This window comes from Mesorhizobium sp. M4A.F.Ca.ET.022.05.2.1 (assembly GCF_003998845.1).
In the GTDB taxonomy this organism is placed as follows: domain Bacteria; phylum Pseudomonadota; class Alphaproteobacteria; order Rhizobiales; family Rhizobiaceae; genus Mesorhizobium.
Window position 1 is genome coordinate 1 of record NZ_RZOJ01000140.1, and the last position, 13,427, is coordinate 13,427.

The 13,427-nt window shown below is 63.6% G+C and carries 12 protein-coding genes and 1 pseudogene; 6 read left to right on the forward strand and 7 right to left on the reverse strand.

Annotated features, from left to right (window positions below; all coding sequences use genetic code 11):
* On the forward strand, positions 1 to 1,186 hold a 1,186-nt coding region (locus EN745_RS16870), incomplete at its 5' end, for an ABC transporter ATP-binding protein (RefSeq protein ID WP_145992050.1).
* 35 nt (positions 1,187 to 1,221) lie between these two features.
* Here the strand turns inward: EN745_RS16870 and EN745_RS16875 are convergent.
* Positions 1,222 to 1,569 carry an exopolysaccharide production repressor exox gene (locus tag EN745_RS16875; protein WP_245487750.1) on the reverse strand — a complete coding sequence of 116 codons (348 nt, stop codon included), beginning with the start codon at positions 1,567 to 1,569 and terminating at the stop codon, positions 1,222 to 1,224.
* A 533-nt stretch (positions 1,570 to 2,102) separates the two neighbouring features.
* On the opposite strand from EN745_RS16875, the gene EN745_RS16880 reads away from it, so the two are divergent.
* The 3 genes from EN745_RS16880 (at position 2,103) to EN745_RS16890 (ending at position 5,376) form a co-directional block, all read left to right on the forward strand.
* Positions 2,103 to 2,780, forward strand: a complete 678-nt coding sequence (locus tag EN745_RS16880; protein ID WP_126056866.1) for a sugar transferase — start codon at positions 2,103 to 2,105, stop codon at positions 2,778 to 2,780.
* 173 nt (positions 2,781 to 2,953) lie between these two features.
* A complete protein-coding gene (locus EN745_RS16885) occupies positions 2,954 to 4,174 on the forward strand; it encodes a polysaccharide biosynthesis/export family protein (protein WP_126059259.1) in 1,221 nt (406 codons plus the stop codon).
* 110 nt (positions 4,175 to 4,284) lie between these two features.
* On the forward strand, positions 4,285 to 5,376 hold the full coding sequence (locus EN745_RS16890) for an acyltransferase (protein ID WP_127421805.1): 1,092 nt from the start codon (positions 4,285 to 4,287) through the stop codon (positions 5,374 to 5,376).
* 29 nt (positions 5,377 to 5,405) lie between these two features.
* Here the strand turns inward: EN745_RS16890 and EN745_RS16895 are convergent, their stop codons facing one another.
* The gene (locus tag EN745_RS16895; protein ID WP_127421806.1) at positions 5,406 to 6,674 is read right to left on the reverse strand and encodes an O-antigen ligase; all 1,269 of its coding nucleotides are present in this window, start codon (positions 6,672 to 6,674) and stop codon (positions 5,406 to 5,408) included.
* 468 nt (positions 6,675 to 7,142) lie between these two features.
* Here EN745_RS16895 and EN745_RS16900 point away from each other — a divergent pair, with 468 nt between their 5' ends.
* Together EN745_RS16900 and EN745_RS16905 are read left to right on the forward strand one after the other, a co-directional pair.
* On the forward strand, positions 7,143 to 7,502 hold the full coding sequence (locus EN745_RS16900) for a TIR domain-containing protein (protein WP_245487751.1): 360 nt from the start codon (positions 7,143 to 7,145) through the stop codon (positions 7,500 to 7,502).
* 74 nt (positions 7,503 to 7,576) lie between these two features.
* Positions 7,577 to 8,794 carry a glycosyltransferase family 4 protein gene (locus tag EN745_RS16905; RefSeq protein WP_127421809.1) on the forward strand — a complete coding sequence of 406 codons (1,218 nt, stop codon included), beginning with the start codon at positions 7,577 to 7,579 and terminating at the stop codon, positions 8,792 to 8,794.
* Positions 8,795 to 8,892: 98 nt separating this feature from the next.
* On the opposite strand, the gene EN745_RS16910 is transcribed toward EN745_RS16905, so the two are convergent.
* The 5 genes and pseudogenes from EN745_RS16910 to EN745_RS16930 form a co-directional block, all read right to left on the reverse strand.
* Entirely contained in the window at positions 8,893 to 9,876 is a 984-nt protein-coding gene (locus tag EN745_RS16910; protein ID WP_127421807.1) for a glycosyltransferase family 10 fucosyltransferase, read from the reverse strand.
* Between the two features lie 99 nt (positions 9,877 to 9,975).
* Positions 9,976 to 10,563: a DUF1349 domain-containing protein gene (locus EN745_RS16915; RefSeq protein WP_127421808.1), complete on the reverse strand. Its 588-nt coding sequence runs from the start codon at positions 10,561 to 10,563 to the stop codon at positions 9,976 to 9,978.
* A gap of 41 nt (positions 10,564 to 10,604) precedes the next feature.
* Positions 10,605 to 12,044 (reverse strand): aldehyde dehydrogenase family protein, encoded by a 1,440-nt coding sequence (locus EN745_RS16920; RefSeq protein WP_127399780.1) that lies wholly within the window; start codon positions 12,042 to 12,044, stop codon positions 10,605 to 10,607.
* Between the two features lie 173 nt (positions 12,045 to 12,217).
* Entirely contained in the window at positions 12,218 to 12,703 is a 486-nt protein-coding gene (locus EN745_RS16925; protein ID WP_127405398.1) for a hypothetical protein, read from the reverse strand.
* Between the two features lie 123 nt (positions 12,704 to 12,826).
* Positions 12,827 to 13,427 (reverse strand): annotated as a pseudogene (locus tag EN745_RS16930) (sugar phosphate isomerase/epimerase); the annotation flags it as partial.

Here is a 13,427-nt window from a genome sequence, read left to right on the forward strand (position 1 = left end):
GTACCGCACCGTCTCGGAATTCCTCGGCGGCATCAAGGTGGCCAAGAGCCTGAATGTCGAGGCGAGCTATTTCGCGCAGCTGCAGGCGACACTGGAGAAGATGAAGGCTGACAACATCAGCTATGTGCGCAACAGCACGATCGGCACGGCCTTTTTCCAGGTGGCGAGCGTCATCGGCCTCAGCCTGTTCATCTACATTGCGCTTACCCGGTTCCATCTCGCGCTGGCCGAAATCGTCGTGCTGCTTCTGGTCTTCATGCGGATCGCGCCGCGCTTCATGGACATGCAGACGCAGGCACAGCAATTGCTGATCAACCTGCCCGCTTACGCCTCGATGCAGGACCTGCAGACGCGCTTCGACGCCGAGCGCGAGACGGCGGCCAGCCAGGCCGCGCAGGGCGTGAGGTTGACCCTCGATGTCGGGCTCGACATACGCGATGTCTCGCTTGCCTATGGCGGCCTTGCGGATGCCGCGGAGGGCAAGCCTGTGGTCAGCGGCATCACCTTCGGCCTTCCCGCCGGCAAGGTCACCGCCCTTATCGGCCCTTCAGGATCGGGCAAGAGCACGATCGCCGACATGCTGCTCGGCCTGCTCGAACCGACACAAGGCAAGATCCTCGCCGACGGTGTCGAGATCGGGCCGGACAACCGCAGGCTTTGGCGCGACCAGGTGGCCTATGTGCCGCAGGACGTGTTCCTGCTGCACGACACGATCGCGGCGAACCTCAGGCTTGCCGCGCCGCAAGCCAGCGACGCGGAGCTGTGGGCGGCGTTGCGCGCGGCGCATGCGGCCGATTTCGTCAAGGGGCTGGAGCAGCGGCTGGACACGGTGGTCGGCGACCGCGGCATCCGGCTCTCGGGTGGCGAACGCCAGAGGATCGCGCTGGCGCGGGCGCTGTTGCGCAAGCCATCGCTGCTCATCCTCGACGAGGCGACCAGCGCCCTCGACTGGCAGAATCAGTCGCTGATCGCCAAATCGATCGACGGGCTGCGCGGCACGATGACAATCCTGACCATTGCGCACCGGCCTTCGATGATCGCCTTCGCCGATTGGGTAGTGGCCATCGAGAACGGCCGCATCGTCGAGGTCGGGCAGTATCAGCGCCTGAAGGCCAAATCCGGCAGCCGGCTGTCCAGGATGCTGTCGGGCGAGCAGGCGGAACCAGAGGTTGCCGACGCCGGCTGAGCGCGCCCGCCTCGCGGTTTCAGCAGGACGCCGCGTTAACGGATGCTGCGCCTGGCGCTGAACTTCTCGCCCTTGGCAGCCTTTGGAGCGCCAAGGCCTCTTTCGGCCTCGCGCATTCTGTCGGCCACGGTCGGCGTGCTCCTGGCAACCATGAGAAAGACCAGCAGAAAATAGCCGGCCTGACTGATGGCGACGCAGATCACGGCGCGCAGCAAGATCGTGCCGAGCGAGGCGCCATCGAAATAGGACCAAGAGATCACGATCGCGAGGGCGAACAGCATCCCGACAATGAATTTTGGAAGTGACATGTCCGTCGATCCATCAACCGACACGAGCATGCAAAAGTGACGACTTACCCACCCGAGTATCTCCCCATGCGCCACGCGAGCTTATCCTGCTGCTCGCTTTTCGGCCGGTTGCTTCCGGCCTTCCCAACCTATCCAAACTCTAACATGAACAGTTTGCGACTCTATTAAGGCGGGATACCTCGGGCAAGGCCAAGCACAAATAATTTTGAATGGGTTTTCGGGTTCGACTCTGGCATGCTGCGTCGCACACGCAGGCTCCACAGCCGATTGCGGAAAGCAGATTTTGCTGCAGTAGAATCCACAATATTAATTAGTATTTAACTCGAATAACTTGGCCAAGCGAGTGATTCGGGGATGAGTTATGGCAATCCCCTCTGCGACAAAGAACGATTCGCCCAAAATCGGCCTCAAAAAGGCACTACATTTCCTTACGTTGCTCATAGTTTGTCACAAACGCGCCATAAAGGTGAATTTTTGGGCAGGGCACGTTTATTATTTAGTCAATTCATGACGTGACTATTTCATCGTGATGGGAAATTGTGTGTTGCGCTGCAACATTTTTTTGATATCGTGCCGTAAACCATTCGTTCAACGTATGGAGTTGCGGCATGAGGGATATTGCCAAGTCGGCCGATGCGGGTTTTTCGCACGCCGGCATTGATTTTCCGCCACCGATCGGCGGGCTTCTTAAGCGTGGTTTCGATATCGTCGGTTCGCTGGCTGGCCTGGTGCTGCTCAGCCCGCTGTTCTTGATGGTCGCGCTGCTCGTCAAGTTGTCGGACGGCGGGAGCATCTTCTATGGCCACAAGCGCATCGGCCGCGGCGGCCGGATTTTCCCGTGCCTCAAGTTCCGCACCATGGTGCAGGACGGCGAGCGGGTTCTGGCCGCACATCTTGCCGCCAATCCGGAAGCCAATGCCGAGTGGATCGCGACGCGCAAGCTGAAGAACGACCCGCGCGTTACCCGCGTCGGCCAGGTGCTGCGGAAACTCAGCCTCGACGAGCTGCCCCAGATCATCAACATCCTGCAGGGCGACATGAGCCTAGTCGGGCCGCGCCCCGTCGTGCGCGACGAGCTGGAAATTTATGGCAGCGCCGCGGTCTACTATTTGAAGTCACGTCCGGGTCTTACCGGGCTGTGGCAGGTCAGCGGCCGCAACGACGTGTCCTATGACAGCCGCGTCGCCTTCGATCGTCATTATGTCGAGAACTGGTCGCTGTTCGAGGACATTCGCATCATCTTCAAGACAGTGCCTGCAGTATGGATGTCGCGCGGCAGCTACTGAGCCGCAAGGCCGGGCTCCGCAAGGAGCACGGCAGCCTTCGATTGGGACGCCGTCTCGCATCGGATCGGGCGTCCGGCAGCAAGCTCATCGGGCGATGGGGCAAGCGGATCGGAAACGTTCAGTTGAAAACAGACATATTCGGACTCCTTCGCGACAGCCGTCTGTCGCGCCCCATGATGCCGGCGCGGCTTGCTGTCGCCGGCCTTGCGCTTTTGCTGGCTGTCCCTGCCATGGCCGGCGACTATCAGCTTGGGCCGCAGGACAAGCTCAACATCCGAATCGCCGAATGGCAGACGGTCGAGGGCACGTTCCGCGACTGGTCGGCCATCAATGGCGAGTATTCGGTCGGCCCGGCCGGGACCCTGTCGGTTCCGTTCGCGGGAGAATTGCCCGCCGCCGGCAAGACCACCGCCGAGATCGCCGCGGCGATCAGCGAGACGCTGCAGCGTAAGCTGGCGCTTTCGGACAGGCCGGAAGCTTCGGTGGAAATGGTGCAGTTCCGGCCATTTTACATTTCCGGCGAGGTGCAGAGTCCCGGGCAATTTCCCTATGTGCCGGAACTGACCGTGCTGAAGGCGATCAGCGTCGCAGGCGGCATCCGCCGCAACGCGGAAAATGGCCCGCAGCAGGATCGCGACCTGATCACCGCCAAAGGCAACTACGACATCTACGACGACCAGCGGCTTCGCCTCGTCGTCAGGCGCGCCCGCATCGACGCCGAGCTCGCCGACAAGACGACATTCGAGGCGCCGAAGGAAGTCGCCGACGATCCGAAGGTGGCGACGATCGTCGCCGACGAGATGGCGGTGCTGACGTCCGATCAGAAGAAGCTCAAGTTGAAGCTGCAGGCGCTGGACGATCTGAAGAACCTTCTGCAGAATGAGATCGAGTCGCTGCAGAAGAAGATCGTCAACCAGCAGCGCCAGGTGGACCTCGCCAAGGAACAGCTCGACAGCGTCGGAGCGCTGGCGCAGAAGGGCCTCGTCGTGCAGACGCGGGTGCTGAATTCGGAACAGACGATCGCCGACCTGCAGGGGCAGATCCTGGACTACGAGACGGCGATCCTTACCGCCAAACAGTCGATCAGCAAGGCGACGCAGGACGCTACCGACGCCGAAAACACGCTGAGATCGAGCCTCGCCTCCGACCGCCAGCAAGTCGAAACCGACCTGAAAGAAGCAGAACTCAGGGTGGGCATGCAAAAGGGCCTGATGACCGTGGCCTCGGACCCCGCCACGCAGGCAGCCATGACCAACAGCGATCAACCCGCCCTGCTTTACGCGCTGGTTCGGGTGGTCAACGGCAAGACGACCGAGGTCGCGGCGACCGAGGATACGCCGGTGCAGCCTGGGGACGTGATCAAAGTGAAGCTGGCGCCGATGGCCAGCCAGTAGGCGATCGGCATGTATGGCGCGGGCGAGCGCCGGCAAGAATTGAGAAAGCAGCCCGCGGGGCGCTGGGCAGCTGCAGAAGTCGCGCAGCGATCCGCTGATGAAGGCCACGAATGCAGCCGGCAACCCGTCACATCTACCTCAATCTCGACGCGTTGCGCGGCGTGGCGGCGATCAGCGTCATGCTCTACCACTTCTCGCCGTTCATCGCTGACGGCAAGGTGCTGCCGTCGAGCTATCTGGCTGTCGACCTGTTCTTCCTGCTCAGCGGTTTCGTCATCGCGCACGCCTATGACCGCAAGATCGAGAGCGGGATGGGGTTCGGCACCTTCCTGCTGGTCCGGCTGATACGGCTCTATCCGCTCTATCTGGCCGGCACGCTGCTCGGCGCCTTCTACCTGCTGATCAAGAACAGGCTAATGCCCGGCGAATACATGCCGTTATCCGATGTCGCCCTGATGCTGACGACGGGCATGCTGTTCATCCCGCTGGTTGGCGACGCCTACCACACGATCTTCCCGCTCAACCCCGCATCCTGGTCGCTGTTCTTTGAATTGCTGGTGAACATCGCCTATGTGCTGCTGTTCTTCGTCCTGTCGAAGCGGGTGCTCTTGGGCCTGATCACCGGCAGCCTGGCCTTGCTTGTTCTTGCCGCGATGCTCTCCGGCACGCTCGATTTCGGCATGACCGGCGCGACCATCGCCAGCGGCCTGCCGCGCGTTACCTTCTCGTTCTTTCTCGGCGTGTTGCTCTGCCGATCCATGGCGCACTATCAGGGGAGCTTCGGCTTCCTGCAGCGCGGCTACTGGGTCGAGATCGCGCTCGCGCTGACGCTGGTGATCTTCGCCATCGCGCCGGCAGGCGGCAGCGCACGCGCCGCCTATGATCTGATCTGCGTGGTGCTTTTGTTCCCGGTCATGGCGACGGTCGGGGCGGTGGCGGCCACCTCACCGCGCCTGTCGAAGCTCTACAGCTGGCTCGGGCGGATCTCCTACCCGATCTACATCATTCACACGCCGATGCTGATGATCATCGCTGGAGCGGGCAAGGCCGTCTCGATCGATCCGTTCGCTAATCATCCCTGGTTCGGCATCGCCATGGCGATCGTGGTGATCGTCATCTCCGACATTGCGACGCGCATCTATGATGAGCCGGTGCGGCGCTTCCTGCAGCGGCAGATGCAGCGCTCGCGCGCCATCGCCTGAACCGCCCTTCTCTCGCCGCCGAACCGGCGTCAGCCGCTTGCGGGCTTCGCTTCGTGGATCGCGACGCACGCGCGCTGCGGGCGAACCGCCGAGGGCGCCGGGCGCAGCTTGAACAGGCCGTAATAGACGATGAAGGAGGCGGTGAAATACGGGCCGAGAATCTCGACCTCGAAAAAGGAGCGGAGCAGCATGAGACCCACCGCGCCCGCCAGCACGACCGAATCGGCGCGCCAGTCGCGGAAGACCACCGACGAGACATGTCCCCAGAACGACCGCAGGATGACCATCGCGATCAGCGTCACACCGACAAGGCCGAGCTCGACCAGGGTCTCGATATAGGTGTTGTGGAAGTGGAAGCCGGTGCGGGTGGTGATGTAGAACTCGGCCCATAGCCGCTCGGCCTCGGCGAAGCCCTGCACCCAGTAGGCGGCGTAGCCATAGCCGAGGATCGGGAACTGCTGCGCGGCCTCCCATCCCTGCTCCCACAGATAGGTGCGTCCGGTGAGCGTCGAGTCCTTGCCGAAGATGCCGAGCACGAAATCGAGCAGGCCAAGATTGAGCGCGGCCATGACCGCGCCGACCAGCGCGCAGGCGCCGACCGTGAACAGCACCCGCCGATAGCGGCGCGACAGCACCTTGCTCACGGCGAGCAGGAGGACGACGCCGACGGCCGCCGGCAGCGACGCCACCGAGGTGGCGGAATGGGCGATCGCCAGCATATACAGCGACAGCAGGCCGATCGGCGCCGTCCAGACCAGGCTTTGCCAGCCGCGCCGGTAGAAGATGGCAAAGACAAAGCAGAAATAGAGGCCGAGCGAGGCGAAGAAGCCGACCTGGTTCTTGGAGCCGAAGGCCCCGACGAAATTGGTTGTCCCGTCAATCGTGTCGAGCGCGTAGCCGCCGACACGCAGCGAATAGAGCAGCACGACGAAGATGCCGATCAGCGAGCCGACGACCAGCGTGCGGACACTGACCGTGCGCGCGGCGACATAGGCGCACAATATGTGCGAGAAATACTGCAGTGCCGCACGCGCCGTTGTGCCGGGCGCATGCGACCAGAACACCGAGAAGCAGATATAGGCGGCGAACAGCAGCGGAAGCCAGGCATCGGAGAGATGCCGCAGGAACCGCCGGTAGTCGACCAGGATCAGCGGCAGCCAGACCGCATAATAGGCGAGGATGAGCACCTTGCCGAAATTGGTGGAATAGGCAAAGGCGAAGACCGAGATGGCAACGGCGAAGGTGCCATAGACGGCATTCCTTTCCGGATCGATCAACAAGGATTTTGGAATCTTCATATCCCTACCGGATATCTCTTTCGCTGAGCCCTCGGGAGCGGGCTGTCAAAGGCCGGTGCGAAGCCCCGGGCATTCCCCGATCCGGGCTTCCATTGTGCAGTGCAATATAACTTACCGTCCTATCGCGCGGCACTCAACGACAAATGTTGTCGCGGGCAAACAAGTGCCCGAAAGCCATATTGCACAGACGCATGGCGCGAATGCGGCGACGGCGCGTGGTTGAGCCCTGGCCGGCGAACCCTGCGCGATGCCTGTTCCTACCACAGGGCGTCGCCGGTGATCTGGATGTTTTCCATGGTGATGCCCCTGGCGGCGTCCGAGCACAGGAACACCGCGGGAACTGTTCCTGCAGTTCTTCCAACATCGGACGGAGCCATAACAGCCGGCATGTCATCGACGCCAGCTGCCGTTGCAATGGGGAAGGCCGTCCGCATACGCTAAGGTGAGTCGCTTTGCTGGAGGAAATGGATGGCCAAACCGCGAATCTTCCTGGGGTCATCCGGAAAGCAGAAGAAGCTGTTGCAGGCGCTGACGCGCGGCCTCGAGGAGATTGCCCATGTCGAGCCCTGGACAACTGTTTTCAATCCCGGGACGACCACGCTGGGGCGCCTGCTCGAGCTTGCGCGCGAGGTCGACTTCGCCGCTTTCGTGTTCGCCCAGGACGAATGGACGAGCGCGAGCCAGCCGGAATCGGCCCCTACCGTTCCCGCCCAGGCTTCGCCGCGCGACAATGTGTTCGAGGCCGGCGGATACTTCACGACACGATCGGATACGAACTCGGAAGTAAATGCACGCACGTCCGGCGTCTATCTGCGCGCCGACTGCTGATGCGCGCCGTTCGCCCCCACCAGGTTCTGGGCCGAGCCTGGAAGGCATGGCTGTACCGCGTCCGCATCGGGCAGATGGTTCCGCCCAGGGCTCCGGCCACGCCGCTGCCGGCGCTTGGGAAGCACCGGACCTTAATCGTCTGCCACGACCCGGCCTTTCCACCGACATCGGGCGCCGATCTGCGGAATTTCGGCAATGCCACGGCGGCAGCTGAACTCGGGCGGGTCCGCCTCGTCTCGATCTGTCCGCGGACCGACGAAGCGCAGCCGCTCGACAGCAATATTGGTGTGGTTGCCCTGACCAAAGCGAGCGAAATGCGCGGCCCGTGGCTGGGCTGGCGGCGAGCCAAGGGCGAGAGCCGGATTCCACGCCGGGCGCTCGCCCGCCTCAAGGCGCTTGCCCGCGAGTTCCGCCCGGACACGATCGTCGTCGAAGGCATTGCGCTGTTCAGGTTGCTTCGGCCTTTGCGGCCGCTGACCGAGCAACTCGTCCTCGACATGCATAATGTCGAATCGGATCTCGCCGGACAGCTGGAACGGGCCCACGGCACCCTGGTCACCGCGCCTGATCTCAAACGCCTCGAACGAGAGGCCGCGAGGATCGTCGACAGGATCTGGGTCTGCTCGCGCCTTGACCGCGACAGGCTCGAGCCATCGTCTTCCGGCACGGTGCCGATCGACATCGTCGCCAACGGCATTCCACGGGCCGAGGCCATTGCGAGGGTATTGCCGGCGCAGCCCGCATTTTCAGACGGCTTTCCAGTCATCCTGTTCGTCGGCCATCTCGGATACCAGCCTAACATCGAGGCCGCCGAACGGCTGGTCCGCAACATCCTGCCGCTCATCCGGCAGGCGCTGCCGCAGGCGAATGTTGTCCTTGCAGGACGCTCGCCTATGCCGGCCGTGCGGGCGCTGGCCGGTCTGGAAGGCGTTTCGCTCATCGAGTATCCGGATGACACAAGGCCGTTATTGGCCAAGGCTCACCTTTGCCTCGTTCCGCTTTCATCCGGCGGCGGCACGCGCATCAAGATCCTCGAGGCGATGGCCTTCGGCGTTCCCGTGCTGGCGACGCGGCTGGCGGCCGAGGGCCTGGACCTGGCCGAGGATGAAGAGGTGTTGCTGTCCGACGAGGACGAAAGGCTGGCAGAGAAGGCCATCGCGCTGTGCATGGACCCGCCCCGCATGGCCAGGCAGCGGACCCAAGCTCATGCAGCTGTGTGGTCACGGTTCGGGCCGCAAGCCATCGGCGATGCGATTCGCCACGGGCTTCGGCTCGACGACGAGCACAAATGACGGCTGCCCCTACCTTTTGTTGACGATGACCGTGCCGGCAGACCTTGCGAAGTTCAAGGCCCTCCACGGGCCATGGTGAACAGCCGGGCCCTGCGGCGTCAACGAGACTTCCGCCAGCGGCGCAGCTTGGTGCGCAGGAAGGAGACGCCGCCGAACGGCAGCGACGGCCAGCCCGGCGACAGGCCCTGCCCTTGCTGCATGCGCTGATGGACGAGCTCGGCCAGCCGGCATTTCGCCGGCGTTTCCAGGAGAGGGAGGCGGCTGGCGATCGACTCCGGCAGCGGTTGCGAGCGCCAGGCGAAATAGGCCTCATAGGCGCTGGGCGTCTCCAGCAGATGGCGGAGATAGGCGGCAAGCTCGGCCGGCGTGCCGAACGCCGTCGCGTCGATGTAGGAATTGGCAGGGACGAACTCGCCGACGTTGGGGGCGCCGAGATAGACCGGCACGCTGCCTGCACAGAGCGGATCGAAGATCTTCTCGGTGACGTAGTCGGGCGCGATCGAATTCTCCAGCGCCAGGCAGAAGTGATATCGCGCTATGGTCTCGATCTTGGTCTGCGATCCGAGATCGGGGCCTTCGATCTGTCGCGTGGGACGATAGCGGCCATAAGAATCGACGCCGATATGCCCGGCAAGCTCGGCTGCGAACGCCCCACGGCCGCTGAGATCGATGCTCGCGGACTGGAAACGCACCACCGGAGCGCTCTCGGTCTTGGAGGGTATCGCGCTGTTGCGTATCGCCTCCCACCAGCTCGCGTTCTGGAGATAGGGTGTCCAGATGTCCGATCCGGACTCGTGCGTCATCGTGAGATCGAAATGCCGCATAAAGCCGGGAGCGGCGGCGCGCGGATAGTTCTGCGGGTTCTCCATCGACCACGCGACCCATGTCTGGCCGGGATATTTGCGGGCGTCGCCGATCTCGCGGTAATCCGGAAGGTGGAACACCACCGCCGCGGCTTCGGCAAGGCGGCGGCGGTCATTGGTCCATTCGACGGGCACCGCGCAAGCGGGGATGGCCGCTATGTCGACCGGCTTGCTGAAGAAGGTCGTGTAGAAGAGGATGAGCGGATGGCCTGACGGCATAGGAGACTTTCGGCGCGTGGGAATTTCTTTCATATACCCTTGCGGCCCGAGCTTGGGAAAGAACGTCCTTACCGCCGCGGCGGGCGGGCTCGAAGCGTCTCAGTCGTGCAGTTCCCTTGGGATCGGCGGACCGATCGAAAAATCCGAGAAGCTGACCTCGAAGCCTTCGCGCTGCGGCGAGCAGCACATCATGCCGACATCGACCGACTTCGACGGCGGGAAATAGGCGAGCCGCACCGGCTTCCAGTGGCCGTCGGCGGCGTCCAGATACTGGACGCGGATGGTCTCGGCGTGGCGGGTCAGGCGGATCCTGACGCCGTTGGGATCGGCAGCGATGCCGACCAGCGACCAGTCGGAGGCATCGTTGGTGACGACGACGGAAAAATAGGCGAGGCCGTCGGTGTACTCGATACCGGCCTTGATCCAGTGCGTTTCGCTCAGTCGCACCATCAGGCCGGCCTGGTCGTAGAGCACCCGATAGTCGCCCTTGACCGTGACCTCGGCGCTGAAATCGCCAGCGACCGGCCGATGGAGGAAATGGCCGTTGTCGCGCCGGAAGCCATAGAAGGTCTCGCGCCAGAAGTCGGTCTCCTTGCCGGTGCGCACCTGCACGGTGCTACCGGCAAAGGAATGATGCGGCGGCGGGTTGAGCCAAGTCAGGTCCGCATTCCAGTCTGCCGTCGACATGCTCGCCTGCCTGGTTCGCGCTCGCGCCGTCGCGGTTTTAGTTAGCCGGCGAATGTATAGGCCGTCTTCACCGTGGTGTAGAACTCCATGGCGTAGCGGCCCTGCTCGCGCGGTCCGTAGCTCGAGCCCTTGCGGCCGCCGAACGGCACATGGAAGTCGACGCCGGCGGTCGGCAGGTTGACCATGACCATGCCGGCTTCAGAATTGCGCTTGAAATGCGTCGCGTGCTTCAGGCTGGTGGTGCAGATTCCGGAGGTCAGGCCGAACGGCGTGTCGTTGGCGACAGCGAGGGCCTCGTCATAATCCTTGACCCGGATGACGTTGGCGACCGGGCCGAAGATCTCCTCCCGCGAGATGCGCATGGCATTGCTGGCGCCGACAAACAGCGCCGGCTGAAGGTAGAAGCCCGGCGTCTCGCGACCCAGCCGCTCGCCGCCGAAGGCAAGCTCGGCGCCTTCCTGGCGGCCGATGGCGATGTAGTCCTCGTCCTGCTTCAACTGTGTGGCGTCGACGACCGGACCGATCTGGGTCTTGGCGTCGAGCGCATCGCCGACGACGAGCTTCTCCATGCGCTCCTTCAGCGCCTCGACGAAGCGGTCATGGATGCCATCGGTCACCACCAGGCGCGAGGACGCCGTACAGCGCTGGCCGGTGGAGAAATAGGCGCCGTTGAGGGCGCAATCGACGGCGACCGCCAGATCGGCGTCATCGAGCACGACGAGCGGGTTCTTGCCGCCCATTTCGAGCTGGAACTTGCGCATGTGCTCGACGCTGGCGGCGGCGACGCGTTTTCCCGTGCCGACCGAGCCGGTGAAGGAGATGGCGTTGACGTCCGGGCTGTCGAGCATGGCCTGGCCGACCACCGAGCCTTTGCCCATGACCAGGTTGAGCACGCCCTTGGGCAGGCCGGCGCGGTGCAGGATGTCGACGATGGTCCAGGCGCTCTCCGGCACCAGCTCGGCCGGCTTGAAGACGATGGTGTTGCCGTGGGCCAGCGCCGGCGCGATCTTCCAGGCCGGGATGGCGATCGGGAAATTCCACGGCGTGATGATGCCGACCACGCCGACGCCTTCGCGGGTCATCTCGACGCCGACGCCGGGCCGCACGCTCGGCACCAACTCGCCCGACAGGCGCAGCGTCTCGCCGGCGAAGAAGTCGAAAAGCTGGGCGGCCCGGATCGTCTCGCCAATGCCTTCGGCGAGCGTCTTGCCTTCCTCGCGCGCCAGGCTGCGGCCGATCTCGTCCTTGCGGGCCATGATCTCATCGGACGTCTTCTTCAGCACCGCGTGGCGGGCGAGCGGCGCCGAGCGCGACCAGGCCGGAAAGGCCGCCTTGGCGGCGGCGATGGCCTGACGCGCCTCGCCTGCGCCGGCGGAGGCATATTCACCGACGACATCACCGGTGTTGGAGGGGTTGATGTTGCGGGAGCCGGCCTCGCCCACCCATTCGCCATCGATGAGGTTCTTACGAAACAGGGTCATGGTCTTTCCTTGTGAAGCTTTGCTGGCGGCCTTGTCCGCCGCGGTCATCTCTCAGTCAAGCCATTTATCAGACAAATGATGACAGCGAGAAGGCGGTCATGGACCGGAATAGCCGATGGCGCGGGCCGATGAAAGCCCGCGCCTGTCGCCTTGCCGAAACGGGATATGGGTGGTCAGGCCTGGAAGGTCCAGAACAGGCAGGCCAGCGTCGCCGCGGCAAAGACGACGAAGAACAGGCTTCTCAACAGGATATTGCGGCGCAGCTCGTTCATGGCGAAATGGGCCGCGACGATGGCGGCGACGAACAGGAACCGCCAGTTGACCAGCGCCCACAGCACGCCGCCCTGGCCGAAGGCCCATCTGGCGACGAGGGAGCCGACGATGGTGGCAAACAGCGCAACCGTCGCCCAGAACAGCGCGTCGGCGGCGTTGGTCAGCACGATGCTGGCGGCGCGCAGCGGCAGGATCATCATCAGAAGCGCGCTGAAGAAATAGACGGCGGCTAGCGGAATGAAGGAGCCGGCATCGGCGATGCCGTCGAGGCGTTTCACGCCGAAAGCGCCGTAGGGATAGCCGTGCCTGGCGACCGCCAGCGAAAGCGCCATGAGCAGAGCGGTGAGCACCGCGACCAACGCGAAAGTGGTAAGGGCCTTGCTCATGCCGTTCCTGCTCCTGCTCTCCGGGCCATGACCGGGGACGAATCAAACAGGGACGATCTTAATCGAATGCGCTCGTAAAATTACCCGCAAGCTTCAAGGCAGCGGTAGGTGCCAGCCAGAGCCTCAGGGCTTCTGCGTCGCCGTGACCAGCTCGGCCTTGCGCCGCGCCGTCTCCAGCCCGACCGCGATGAAGCGGCGGGCATGGCGGGCGAGTTCCATATTGTCTGTCCACAGATTGCGCCAGATCGCCGTCTTCTTCGACAGGTTCTCGTCGACGATCTCCGAGGAGAAGGATTCGAAGCTGAGGTCGTCGCTGTAGCCGATGGCGGTCAGCGCATCGAAGATCGCGGCGAAGTCGATGCTGCCGGTGCCGAGGAAGCCGCGATGGCTCTCGCCGATATGAACATAGCCGATTTTGCCGGCGGCGTTGCGGATGGCCAGTCCGGCATCGGCCTCCTCGATGTTCATGTGGAAGGAAGAGGTGCAGGAAGATGTTGTCGGAACCGGTGTCCTCAATGAAGGCCAGCCCCTGCGCGGCGGTGTTGAGCAGATTGCTCTCGAAGCGATTGACGATTTCGAGGTTGAGCGTGACGCCGGCGGCCTTGGCCGTCTCCGCCACTTTGGCCAGCGTTGCGGCGCTGCGGTTCCACTGGTCGCGCGTCGGCGCCTCGGTCTGCAGTCCGTGGCTGGTCGAGAGTATGCCGCCGACCTTCTGGCCGCCGAG

What these genes read in the sequence shown, in the direction of transcription:
- EN745_RS16880 (WP_126056866.1), top strand. Translation starts at nt 2,103, where the DNA reads ATGAGGGATATTGCCAAGTCGGCCGATGCGGGTTTTTCGCACGCCGGC.
- EN745_RS16885 (WP_126059259.1), top strand. Translation starts at nt 2,954, where the DNA reads ATGATGCCGGCGCGGCTTGCTGTCGCCGGCCTTGCGCTTTTGCTGGCT.
- EN745_RS16890 (WP_127421805.1), top strand. Translation starts at nt 4,285, where the DNA reads ATGCAGCCGGCAACCCGTCACATCTACCTCAATCTCGACGCGTTGCGC.
- EN745_RS16895 (WP_127421806.1), bottom strand. Translation starts at nt 6,674, where the DNA reads ATGAAGATTCCAAAATCCTTGTTGATCGATCCGGAAAGGAATGCCGTC.
- EN745_RS16900 (WP_245487751.1), top strand. Translation starts at nt 7,143, where the DNA reads ATGGCCAAACCGCGAATCTTCCTGGGGTCATCCGGAAAGCAGAAGAAG.
- EN745_RS16905 (WP_127421809.1), top strand. Translation starts at nt 7,577, where the DNA reads ATGGTTCCGCCCAGGGCTCCGGCCACGCCGCTGCCGGCGCTTGGGAAG.
- EN745_RS16910 (WP_127421807.1), bottom strand. Translation starts at nt 9,876, where the DNA reads ATGCCGTCAGGCCATCCGCTCATCCTCTTCTACACGACCTTCTTCAGC.
- EN745_RS16915 (WP_127421808.1), bottom strand. Translation starts at nt 10,563, where the DNA reads ATGTCGACGGCAGACTGGAATGCGGACCTGACTTGGCTCAACCCGCCG.
- EN745_RS16920 (WP_127399780.1), bottom strand. Translation starts at nt 12,044, where the DNA reads ATGACCCTGTTTCGTAAGAACCTCATCGATGGCGAATGGGTGGGCGAG.
- EN745_RS16925 (WP_127405398.1), bottom strand. Translation starts at nt 12,703, where the DNA reads ATGAGCAAGGCCCTTACCACTTTCGCGTTGGTCGCGGTGCTCACCGCT.